Below are 10,877 nucleotides of genomic sequence, written 5' to 3' on the forward strand. Positions count from 1 at the left end.
ACATGTGTTGGTTTCCCGATACCTTTTGGCAACGGTAGATTAGAAAAGCCAGTAAATATGCGGGATAGCAGCTACGTCACCCACCCCCCATTGTTGTCGTTACTGTTTCTTTCTTCCCTCTGCCAATAACCAGCGATTTTGCAATGTATATTCACGTAGCCGCGCATTTCAGGAGCGGTTTTAGTGGAGGCGAGATCCGATGGTTACGAAGACTTAGGCGAGAGGGCTCTCCCGAGCGCCTTAGTCGTAGTTACCAGCTAGCTTGCCGGAACGTTGCGACGCGCGGCGGTGAATATACATTGTGAAATCGCGTCCGGGATAACGACCAACACATTAAATAGCAAAAGACTGGTTTTCATGTAGTTGCATGAATCACCAGTCTTTTATGTTATGAATAGAATTTATGCAGTGGTTTACGCGTAAACCCGGTCGATCTGGATCACGGCGCAGTAGTTGCCATCGTCCATATTGCGGATGCGCTCTTTGAGAAGGTTGGTGATCTCTACGTTGGTGAGCTTGCACTCGAAGGGGGCGGCAATGTCAAAAATCAGGTTGGTGTGGGAGGGGCCTTCTACCATACGGAAATCGTGGATGGAAAGGCGGCGGTCCAGGTTGCGGGTGATTTCTTCAATCTGGGTGCGCATTTCATTGACCTCTTTGTTGTCTGTGACGATGGGGTCAATGTGGATGGTTGCGGAGCAGTTCAGTTTGTCCTGAAGCTCGTGCTCGATGTTGTCAATCTCGTCGTGGATGATGAGAAGGTCTCCGTGAGCAGGAACTTCGGCGTGGAGGGAGAGGATCAGTCTTCCAGGGCCGTAGTCGTGGACAATCAGGTCGTGCATGCCGTGGACAAGTGGATGGGCAAGAACGATCTCTTCGATTTCCTCTACCAGATTTTTTTCCGGAGCTTGACCGAGAAGGGGATCAATGGTATCCTTCATGGTTGTGATTCCGGTATAGAAGATAAAAATACCCACCAGGATACCGAACCATCCGTCCAGCACCAGTCCGGTAAGCTGACTGATGATGGTGGCAAGGAGAACCAGGCTGGTGGCAACGGTGTCACTTAAGCTGTCTCCAGCTGTAGCCTGCATGGCGGTACTGTCGATTTTGTGGCCGACGGTACGGTTGTAGTGGTACATATATATTTTTACCAGAATGGAGGCTATAAGGACAGCAATAATAACCGGGCTGCACTCAATTGGCTCTGGAGTACGGATCTTTTCGATGGAGGAGCGGATCAGTTCGAAGCCCATGATCAGCACCGCGACGGAGACCAGAAGTCCGGAAATGTATTCCATACGGCCGTGACCAAAGGGGTGCTCCGTATCTGGCTTTTGCCCGGAGAGCTTAAAGCCTACCAGGGTGATCACGGAGGAACCGGCGTCAGATAAGTTGTTGAAGGCGTCAGCGGTGATGGCAATGGAGCCGCTCAGGATTCCGGCAAGCCATTTTCCTATAAATAAGAAAATATTCAGTGCAATTCCCACAGCCCCGCAGAGCATTCCATAAGACTGGCGAACCTGGGGCGAACCGTAGTCTTTGTAATCTTTGATAAACAAACGGGATAAAAATGTTATCATAAAAACCTCACCTCAATAATATAAGAAGAAACAATAAAACCGGTAGCGTGTATTCTGTGAGGGTACCAGTGAACAGCCCCCTGTGGATACATTCTTTCAAATATAACACTTTGCCAGGAAAAATTCCAGTAAAAAATGGAAGATTGTAGATAATTTGGGTGTTCTAATCGGAGAGGACTTAGAATCAGATAAGCGGCGTTAAATGATTATCACGGTTAGGTGATTTGAATTTTACGTATTATGGAAAATCGTGTATGCTGTGGAAGAATGACTTTGTGGAAAAACCATTTTAAAATTCTGGCAGAATGTGGAAAACTTTTTGCAAAAAAAGTTGGAAATATGGGGAAAAAGTGGTTGACAGAAGCGGAGGCTTATAATATAATTACTCAATGTGACGTAGTGCGAGATACTTTAGCCAATAGCCCCGGCGACGGTATTTATCAGCGGTTTCGGACATTTCCGCAGTAATTGCACCATCGTTTCCATATTACTAACATATGCGAGAATTCGCATTTATACAAACAATCGTTGATAAATAACAGGAGGTAAAACCATGCAGACTTATATGGCTAATCCAGATAAAATCGAGAGAAAATGGTATGTAGTTGACGCTGAAGGCTGCACCCTTGGCCGTCTGGCTTCTGGCGTAGCAAGCGTTTTAAGAGGAAAGAACAAACCTCAGTTTACACCACACGTTGACACAGGTGATTATGTAATCGTTGTTAACGCTGACAAGATCAAAGTTACAGGAAAGAAAATGGATCAGAAGATCTACTACAATCACTCTGATTATGTAGGTGGAATGAAAGAGACTACATTAAAAGAGATGATGGCTAAGAAACCTGAGAAAGTTGTTGAGCTGGCAGTTAAAGGTATGCTTCCAAAAGGACCATTAGGAAGAGAAATGTACACAAAACTTTTCGTTTATGCCGGACCTGAACACAAACATGCGGCTCAGAAACCGGAAGTTTTAACATTTTAATTAGGAGGTAGAAAACATTGGCTAGCGCAAAATTCTACGGAACAGGAAGAAGAAAAAAATCAGTAGCAAGAGTTTACCTTACCCCAGGTACTGGTAAAATCACTATCAATAAAAGAGACATTGATGAGTATTTTGGATTAGAGACACTTAAAGTTATCGTTCGTCAGCCACTGGCTGCTACCGAGACAGAAGGCAAATTCGACGTTCTTGTAAACGTACATGGTGGCGGATACACAGGACAGGCTGGTGCTATCAGACATGGTATCTCCAGAGCACTCCTTGAGGCAGACAAAGAGTACAGACCAGTTCTTAAAGCAGCTGGATTCCTTACTCGTGATCCTCGTATGAAAGAGCGTAAGAAATACGGTCTCAAAGCCGCTCGTCGCGCACCGCAGTTCTCCAAACGATAATCAGTTCTTACGAATTATTATATGGACATATTTCCCTCGGAATCATTATGGTTTCGGGGGATTTTTTTGTGCGATAAAGCAAGAAGCAGAACATCACTGAGTAAATGTGTAGTGTTCTGCTTCGAGGCTATTTAGTATGAGCGGCAATATATTTTTGATTTCGGCTATTAGGTTTATCGGGAACTGTCATATTGAGTGCGCCTGAATCAAGTAAAGGACGTAAATATTTCTTAGTGAAATTTTTGGTGCTTTTATATCCGCAATGTTCTGCAATTTCTGCTTTTGAATGAGGAAGTGAACAAAATGCAAGAATTGCCCCGCCTCCAAACATCCCTCCAGGTGATGTGATTTCTACCCGGTCGTTAGAAATACCGAAAAACAGAGTTCCACCGATTCCATTGGAAAAGGCACTGACACTTTTTAGCCAGCTTTTGGGCTTCTTTGTTTCGAGAGCAACTTTGAAATCACATTCCGTTGCTTCGGCAATTAGCTGTTCTATCATGGAAATCCCTTCCTTTGAGGTGAATAGTTGTCTTTTTATTATACCCAGCGGAAAGTGCTATTGCAATGATAAAATAAAAATATTTGTTTTGGTAAATATTGTGCTGCTTGGGTAGTCATTATGCAAAATCTCCCGGATTATCTGCAGCCTCATCATATGCTGCAGCATGAGCCGGTACCATTTCCTGATAATATCTGCTAATAGCTTCTAACAAATTATACAGTGCATTGTTATGCATCAATTCAAAGACCAAATACATAAAATTGCAAACAATGTATGAAATTTGCTGACGTTTGACTGGTGTAAGATTATTTGCAAAATCATCGATCCGATCAGAGATAGCATCCAATGAATGCATTGATTCTTCAAGATCTGTCAACAGTTTTTTATACAAAGCATCGTTAAAATTTGTAAAATCAACATGGAATACGGCATCTTCTGCTAATACTGATTTACGAACACTACCGTCTTCATTATAGGCATATGCGTCAAGTCTCTTTGCATGATCGCAATCAGCAACTTTTACTAAACCATCATATAAGCGTGATGTAAATGTTTTATCTTCTAACAGTGCAAGATAAATATATGGCATATTCTGTATCCACCAATCGAATAAACGATTTGATACAATTCGATAATTGGCATCTGTCCAGAAATGTGGACAACCTTTCTTTATGCTTTCAGAAATCATTACTTCTGATGTGCCGTCAAGCTCAAATATGTTTGAAAACAATGATTTCACAATATATGTTACAGCTGCCTCTGAATTTTTCATGCTCTCATGAGCCGCTTCCGTAAGAGTACTCATTGCAATTACCTCCCATTTTTTCTGTATGCCCAGTATACTAAAAAAATGCTCATAAATCAAGAAGCAGGACACCACACACTAATGTGCAGTATCCTGCTGTTACTGTTCACAGGTAATGTTCCCTGAGGTGTTTTTGGTGAGCAAAGTTCATAGAAAACATAAGCCTATGAATTAACAACCAATGTTAAACATTTTGCAAATTGCATGAAATAACTCGGTACAGCTATTGAAATTAAAACACATAGTTTCGACCTCCTTATTTTTTATTTACGCGAGCAACGAGTCAAAGTCCGTGCTGCTGCGCTATGTATCAGCTGATTACGAAATAAATTGTAATATATTTGTAATAATTTAGCAATAGGAGGCTATTGGAGATTCTGGAGATTTTTGGATTCATAATTTGCCGTTGCTTTTTAGAAAAGGTGTCTATATAATGAATTTATTGGAAAATAAAAATAAAGAGGATAATTAAATGACGGAAGAGGAATATAAAATTAAATATAAGGATAAATATAAAACATTACTTGCATTTGTAAATGATAGTGAGATCAGAGAAGAATTAGTAAAATTCCGTAACTCGTGGGAAAAAGAAAATCCAGGAAGGTCTAAAACGAAAGCAGCCCCAATCAACGCTTTCTTTTTTCAAATTACTGATGAGATTATAGAAGAACTTCCCCAGTTGGTGTACAACAATAGTAATGGATATAGAAAGTGGAACGGGATTGTTAGTGAACAATTTAATGTAGTTTATAAATATGAAAAAGAAAAAGAGGAAGACGACCCTAAGAGTATATGTATATATATTGAAAAAAATCCTCCGGAAACCAGAGCCTGTATTTATGTATCCTTGAGCATTAGACCAAGTGTTATAGATAAGGATAAAAAGGTGAATATTCCTAAATATAAGGAAGAAATCAAGAAATACTACAAATTCCTGGATTTAAATTATGATAAGGAATTTTTTCATTATGTAGTAAATTATAATTCTGGTAGTGAGAAGTGCAACGCTAAAATCCATCATGAAATCTATGATGGAGATACGGTGAAAGTAGATGAATTTAGTAAAATAAATAGGTCAAATAATGTGGACAAAGTTATCGAATTATGCCACATTATAGATGATGCGAATGGAACCAAATCAGAAGAAGAAATTTCCGAGGAAGTGAAAACAGCAGTAAAGAAATTGCTTCCATATTATGATTACACGCTTGGAAAGCTGAATCCGAAAGCTGTTTTGAAGGGAAGCACGCCAGAAGTTCAGCCAGATAAGACTGCAGAAGAAAACGCTTCCCAGGATATTTCTCAGGCAGATTCGCCAGAGAAGTCCTCAGAGGCAGGACTGGAACCAGCGTTTTCTTGTCCATTTGACCATAATCTTATTCTTTACGGTCCTCCAGGAACCGGAAAAACATACAAAACAGTTTATTATGCTGTCTCAATCTGTACTGGCGAAAGTATTGAGGATTTACATGGAGATAACGGTTGCTATGAGAACGTGAAAGCTGTTTATGATGATATGGAAAATCAAGGCAGAATCTGTTTTACCACCTTTCATCAATCCTACAACTATGAGGATTTTGTAGAAGGAATCCGTCCTGTTCTGAATGGAAAAAGTTCTGAGGGAAAACCAAACGAAGGACCAAATGGAAAACCGAATGAAGAACTAAATAAAAAAACAAACGAAAAACCAGAAGAAAATACAGCTGCCCAGTCCCTGAACTACAAAGTCGAAGCTGGTATTTTCAAGAAATTCTGTGAAGAAGCAGCAAAGCATAAAGAGAAAAATTACGTATTCATCATAGATGAGATCAACCGCGGAAATGTTTCCGAGATTTTCGGAGAGCTGATGACTTTGATCGAGACCAGCAAGCGTGACACTGCATCTGTAATTCTGCCAAATTCAAGAGAGTCCTTTACGGTTCCTTCCAACGTATATCTCATAGGAACCATGAACACAGCAGACCGCTCCCTGACTGCACTTGACGCAGCGCTTCGCCGTCGTTTTTCCTTCGAGGAGATCATGCCGGAGCCGGAAATGCTGCGTGAAATGAAGGCTGACAGCGTGCTCTATGAGGATGTAGATAGTCAGACTGGCAAAGTAGACATGGCGAAAATTCTGGAGACCATAAACAAAAGAATTGAGTTCCTACTGGATCGGGATCACACCATCGGACACGCTTATTTTAATGAAATGTGTGGGGAAAATGCCACTATGGAGAACCTGGAAAAAGTATTCCGAAACAAAATTTTCCCACTTTTACAGGAGTATTTCTTCGATGATTATGGAAAAATCCATATGATCCTGGGAGACAATGGAAAGCCTTCCAAATACCAGTTTGTGCAGAAAAAATACCTCACAAAAAACGACTCAGCGAACGAAAATGAATATAGAAATCCCTTCATGGAAGACTATGACAGAACTGGTTATGCAGAGGATATCTACGAGCTTCCAGAGGTACGTTATGAGATTAACTGGGAAGCATTTCAGCATCCAGTGAGCTATGTCTGCATTTATCAGAAATATGCAGAAACACTGGCTGAGAATTAAGGCTGATTGTTTGTTGCTGACCATGAGCAACATTTACTGGTCACGAAGTGAACAGCTGTGATTTTTGTCTGTAATAGGATTCAGGATAGTTGCAGACTTATAATAATTAAGGAAAAGACATGGAAAAAATACTTGAAGTAAAAGAATACGATCAGATCACCTGCAATGAACGGTATCGGAATTCTTCCAAATATAAGTTTCTGGAGAAAAAATTCTACCAGGAATTAAGAGCCTACATAGAGAATGTAACCAGGAATTCAGACAGCTATGTGAACCAGGCTTTTGGAAAAAAATTCAGTGGCTCCAGAGAAGAGGAAGGCAAGCCCTTCATGCTGATCCATCAGGAATCTGGTGTTGGAGAAGTGATAGAAGCCCGAAATTTTGTAGGCCTGATCCAGCTGGAAAGTGGCATGAAAATCCAGATCCTGCCCAAAATAGAATTCGGTACAGGAGCAGATGAGACCAGGGAAGTCCTTCTGAAAATGCTGAAAGAGATGAAAAATTTCTCCGGCTGGAAGCTGTCAGCAGCAAAACTGGCAAGCGGTTCTACCAACCTTTATGACATTTTTATTGACATGTATCTTCAGGAAGCAAAGCTTCTTGTGAAGCGGGGATTGCGCTCGGATTATGAAAAAGTCGAGGGGAATCTGAAAAGCTATAAGGGAAAATTGCTGGTTTCCAGACAGCTCAGGGAGAACCTGGTACACCAGGAAAGATTCTATGTAAGATACCAGAAATTTACCAGGAACAGGGCGGAAAACCGTCTCATAAAAACCACATTATTAAGGCTGAAAAAGGCTGCTTCCAGGGAGAAACAGATACAGGAAATCCGAAATCTCCTGCCTGTTTTTGAAGAGATTCCGGTATCCTCTAATATCCGGAATGATTTTGAAAAAGTAAGAGCAGACCAGAATTCCAGGGAATATGAACAGATCATCCAGTGGTCCAAGGTGTTCCTGGAAGACGAAAGCTTTGCCTGCTTTTCCGGGAATGAAAAGGCAAGATCCCTGCTTTTTCCAATGGAGGAGCTGTATGAAAATTATGTTGCCTGCAGGCTGAAAAAGCACAGGGAAAATACATGGAAGGTTTTCCCACAGGATGGTGGACATACTTTGTTTGATTCCCCGAAAAGGTTCCAGATTCGTCCGGATATTGTGTTAAGAAGAGAGGACAAATGCGTGATCCTGGACACCAAATGGAAGCTTTTAGAGGACAACCAGTGGAATAATTATGGAATCAAAAGTGCGGATATGTATCAGATGTATGCCTATTCCAAACGCTATAAAGCCCAGGATATCTGGCTGCTTTACCCTATGACAGAGTGGATGAAAAAGCAGGAAAAAATCGTGTATGATTCAGGTGTAGAGGATGCAGGATTCCCTACCAGGGTTCATATTTTCGGGGTGGATGTGGCAGATATAAATGGAAGTCTGGACAAGTTACTAACGGCCATAGAAGCTGAGAAGGGAGCCTGATGGAGTTAAAAGAAGAATCAGGAGCGGAGAAAGCACAAGTGGAAGAAAAGAATAGGAAAGAAAATAATATTGCAGAAAATAAGCCGGTTTCCTACATCTCTGTGGCAGAAAAACTGAAGTTGTTCCGTCCTGGAAAAATCCAGACGGTAGAACATTATCCCACAGGAATCCGCCAGCTTGATGAAAGACTGGGCGGAGGCTTGTACTCTGGCCTTATCTTTCTTGGCGCCCGCCCTGGCATGGGAAAGAGTACCCTGGCTCTTCAGATCGCCTCTGAAGTGGCAGCAGGAGGGACACCGGTGCTGTTTTATTCCCTGGAAATGCCTGCAATCCGAATCGAATCCAAAATCCTGAACAGAGTGATCCATATGCAGGAACCGGACGCAAAAATCACCTCTGACTGGCTGCTCCGCGAAGAGAATGCAGATAAAAAAGAGGAATGGGAGCTGGTTGAAAAAGTACAGAAAAAAATGGGTTCCAGGTATGAAAAACTGTATATCAAGGAGCGGGATAAGATCTCTTTTTCCGCAGAAGATATTGTGGCAGATGTGGAAAAATTCATGGAAGAAACAGGCAGTAAACCAGTGGTATTTGTGGATTATCTGCAGATCTTATCTGCCTGTGCTTCCACAAGAGGTACAGCGGATAAGCAGAGAAATGATGAGAATATTAACGTATTAAGCAGCCTTTCCAACAAATATGATATGGCTGTTTTCGTGATCAGTTCCCTGAACCGTGAGTCTTATCGAAATGCCCAGAAGCCTATTCAGCTGGATTCCTTTAAGGAGACCGGCGGTATCGAATATTCTGCCAGCGTGATCCTGGGACTGCAGCTGCGGAACATTGAGATTGTAGGAGCAATGCATGAATCTGCCATGTCAAGCCCTGTGAGAAAGCTGGAACTGGTGTTTTTAAAGCAGCGTTATGGAATGACGGGAACAGGCGCTAATGTAGCACTGGATTTTTATCCGGCAAAGGATCTGTACCTGGAGTATGGAGCAGAAGAGAGCAGTAGAGTGAAAGCAGAAACAATGACGAAGGCAGAAACATCAGTGGGAGCTGAGATGCCAGCAAGGGCAGAAAAACAAGCAGAAGAAGAAATATCCACAGAAGCGGATAAGAATCCATTGATAGCGCCCAGGAAAAAGAAATCTGAAGGAATAAAATTAAAGAGAAAACGTACAGAAAAGAATACAAAATCAGCTCATTCCGTAAAGAAATCAGATATAAACAACGGGGAAAAGACCGAAACCCAGCAGAACGAATTCGTCCCGGAGGATGAATACAGCAAGGCATTATTTGAGAAATTTATGAGTATGCCAGACGATCATGACAACGATTAAAAGGAGCAAATGCAATGTGGCTGCCGGAAAATACATACATTAATATATGCAAACTTGCCCAGGAGATTTTCAAAAATCACTATAAAACAGGCTGCAAAAACACCATAGAAGTAGGCAGCAGGCATAAGCCCATGACCTGTACTTATATCCTGGATATGTCGGAAGAACTGGCAAAAAAGGGCTTCAATTATTTTGATAGTGTGGTCCATGATGCCATTTATACCTTACAAAGATGTGGAAAAGAAAGGATCACCCTTACCGATATTTTGCGCATTATGGCATATGACAATTCTCTCCGGCTGTATTATCAGAAGGAGAAACCCCAGAAACGTGAACTGCGGTTGCGGGAATCTGTGGAAAAACTTATGGGGACAGGAATCGCCATTGAGTTTAAAGATGAGGTAAGAAAGAGAAACCTGACAGATGCAGAAGGGAAACTTCTTTCCGGTATTCTGGTGGGAAAAATGGTACCTCTTGAAGCAGATGATGATGGAAAAACCTTCTGGTTTATAGATGGAAAAAACCTTCCTGTTTTTCAGTATGCAGAGTATATCAGGCAGATCATTTCAGTGCCAGGTGCACTGATGGCACCAGAAAAATATCCTTTTTCCAATACAGATGAAGTAATCCTTTTGCGGAGAATTTTGATCCAGAGACTTGAGGTTATGGCCAATGAAAAGAATCATTTAAATGGGAATAAAATCCGCTATTATGGAGCTGGTAAGGGGGATGGAATCCTGCCGCTACTGGGTATCCGGAAGGAGAATTTTGCCCAGAAAGAGGTAACTTTGCAGGGCTCCTCCAGGGTTCGGTATCAGAGCCGCGGATGGAAAAATAAGGTGCATGAGATCCATAAAAAGGTGCAGCTCATTCTGGATGCATACAAAAAAATGGGATATATTGAAGACTATCTGCCTCTTAGAAATGGCGTTCGGGAACTGGTAAGAGGCGTTGAAATTACCGGTGAAATACATCGGGAAAGTATAAGAAATGAGAAGAAAATCCCGGAATCTGATGAAACAGATTTATGATATACGGATGATATTGCAATTCAGTATCAAAAGGTCAAAAAGCCTTATCGTGCTAGCACGATAAGGCTTTTGAACTTGGGACGTCCAATATGAGAAAGTAGTGAATCACTACTTTCTCATATTAGGAGCTTCCTGTATAATAAAAAGCGTAGACGTTGAAATTTGAAAATACCTCAGAGTACAATAAGACTACTG

General features: G+C 41.5%; 9 protein-coding genes and 1 pseudogene. 6 read left to right on the top strand and 4 right to left on the bottom strand.

The annotated features are described in order from the left end of the window. Nucleotides 1–413: 413 nt before the first annotated feature. Nucleotides 414–1,583, bottom strand: a complete 1,170-nt coding sequence (locus tag LIQ05_RS18690; protein ID WP_226822857.1) for a cation diffusion facilitator family transporter — start codon at nucleotides 1,581–1,583, stop codon at nucleotides 414–416. Nucleotides 1,584–2,136: 553 nt separating this feature from the next. On the opposite strand from LIQ05_RS18690, the gene rplM reads away from it, so the two are divergent. Beyond that, complete coding sequence (gene rplM / locus LIQ05_RS18695; protein ID WP_117853326.1) at nucleotides 2,137–2,565, top strand: 50S ribosomal protein L13; 429 nt, start codon at nucleotides 2,137–2,139, stop codon at nucleotides 2,563–2,565. Nucleotides 2,566–2,582: 17 nt separating this feature from the next. Then, a complete protein-coding gene (gene rpsI / locus LIQ05_RS18700) occupies nucleotides 2,583–2,975 on the top strand; it encodes a 30S ribosomal protein S9 (RefSeq protein ID WP_226822858.1) in 393 nt (130 codons plus the stop codon). A 127-nt stretch (nucleotides 2,976–3,102) separates the two neighbouring features. Here rpsI and LIQ05_RS20455 read toward each other — a convergent pair whose 3' ends face one another. From LIQ05_RS20455 to LIQ05_RS18710, 3 genes and pseudogenes are all read right to left on the bottom strand, one after another. Continuing rightward, a complete protein-coding gene (locus LIQ05_RS20455) occupies nucleotides 3,103–3,306 on the bottom strand; it encodes a Fic family protein (RefSeq protein ID WP_334301164.1) in 204 nt (67 codons plus the stop codon). Nucleotides 3,307–3,321: 15 nt separating this feature from the next. Beyond that, nucleotides 3,322–3,477, bottom strand: a pseudogene (locus LIQ05_RS20460) (helix-turn-helix domain-containing protein); the annotation flags it as partial. 118 nt (nucleotides 3,478–3,595) lie between these two features. Continuing rightward, nucleotides 3,596–4,285 (bottom strand): hypothetical protein, encoded by a 690-nt coding sequence (locus tag LIQ05_RS18710; RefSeq protein ID WP_226822859.1) that lies wholly within the window; start codon nucleotides 4,283–4,285, stop codon nucleotides 3,596–3,598. Nucleotides 4,286–4,757: 472 nt separating this feature from the next. Between LIQ05_RS18710 and LIQ05_RS18715 the strand changes: the two genes are divergently transcribed. From LIQ05_RS18715 to LIQ05_RS18730, 4 genes are all read left to right on the top strand, one after another. Beyond that, the gene (locus LIQ05_RS18715; RefSeq protein ID WP_226822860.1) at nucleotides 4,758–6,833 is read left to right on the top strand and encodes an McrB family protein; all 2,076 of its coding nucleotides are present in this window, start codon (nucleotides 4,758–4,760) and stop codon (nucleotides 6,831–6,833) included. 119 nt (nucleotides 6,834–6,952) lie between these two features. Continuing rightward, nucleotides 6,953–8,308: an McrC family protein gene (locus LIQ05_RS18720; RefSeq protein ID WP_226822861.1), complete on the top strand. Its 1,356-nt coding sequence runs from the start codon at nucleotides 6,953–6,955 to the stop codon at nucleotides 8,306–8,308. After that, the gene (locus LIQ05_RS18725) at nucleotides 8,308–9,651 is read left to right on the top strand and encodes a DnaB-like helicase C-terminal domain-containing protein (protein WP_226822862.1); all 1,344 of its coding nucleotides are present in this window, start codon (nucleotides 8,308–8,310) and stop codon (nucleotides 9,649–9,651) included. The genes LIQ05_RS18720 and LIQ05_RS18725 overlap by 1 nt, the downstream gene beginning before the upstream one ends. A 14-nt stretch (nucleotides 9,652–9,665) precedes the next feature. Beyond that, complete coding sequence (locus LIQ05_RS18730) at nucleotides 9,666–10,682, top strand: hypothetical protein (RefSeq protein ID WP_226822863.1); 1,017 nt, start codon at nucleotides 9,666–9,668, stop codon at nucleotides 10,680–10,682. Nucleotides 10,683–10,877 lie beyond the last annotated feature (195 nt).

Origin of the sequence: Blautia glucerasea (assembly GCF_020537505.1) — a bacterium.
In the GTDB taxonomy this organism is placed as follows: domain Bacteria; phylum Bacillota; class Clostridia; order Lachnospirales; family Lachnospiraceae; genus Blautia_A.

What these genes read in the sequence shown, in the direction of transcription:
- rplM (WP_117853326.1), top strand. Translation starts at nt 2,137, where the DNA reads ATGCAGACTTATATGGCTAATCCAGATAAAATCGAGAGAAAATGGTAT.
- LIQ05_RS18730 (WP_226822863.1), top strand. Translation starts at nt 9,666, where the DNA reads ATGTGGCTGCCGGAAAATACATACATTAATATATGCAAACTTGCCCAG.
- LIQ05_RS20455 (WP_334301164.1), bottom strand. Translation starts at nt 3,306, where the DNA reads ATGTTTGGAGGCGGGGCAATTCTTGCATTTTGTTCACTTCCTCATTCA.
- LIQ05_RS18710 (WP_226822859.1), bottom strand. Translation starts at nt 4,285, where the DNA reads ATGAGTACTCTTACGGAAGCGGCTCATGAGAGCATGAAAAATTCAGAG.
- LIQ05_RS18690 (WP_226822857.1), bottom strand. Translation starts at nt 1,583, where the DNA reads ATGATAACATTTTTATCCCGTTTGTTTATCAAAGATTACAAAGACTAC.
- LIQ05_RS18715 (WP_226822860.1), top strand. Translation starts at nt 4,758, where the DNA reads ATGACGGAAGAGGAATATAAAATTAAATATAAGGATAAATATAAAACA.
- LIQ05_RS18725 (WP_226822862.1), top strand. Translation starts at nt 8,308, where the DNA reads ATGGAGTTAAAAGAAGAATCAGGAGCGGAGAAAGCACAAGTGGAAGAA.
- LIQ05_RS18720 (WP_226822861.1), top strand. Translation starts at nt 6,953, where the DNA reads ATGGAAAAAATACTTGAAGTAAAAGAATACGATCAGATCACCTGCAAT.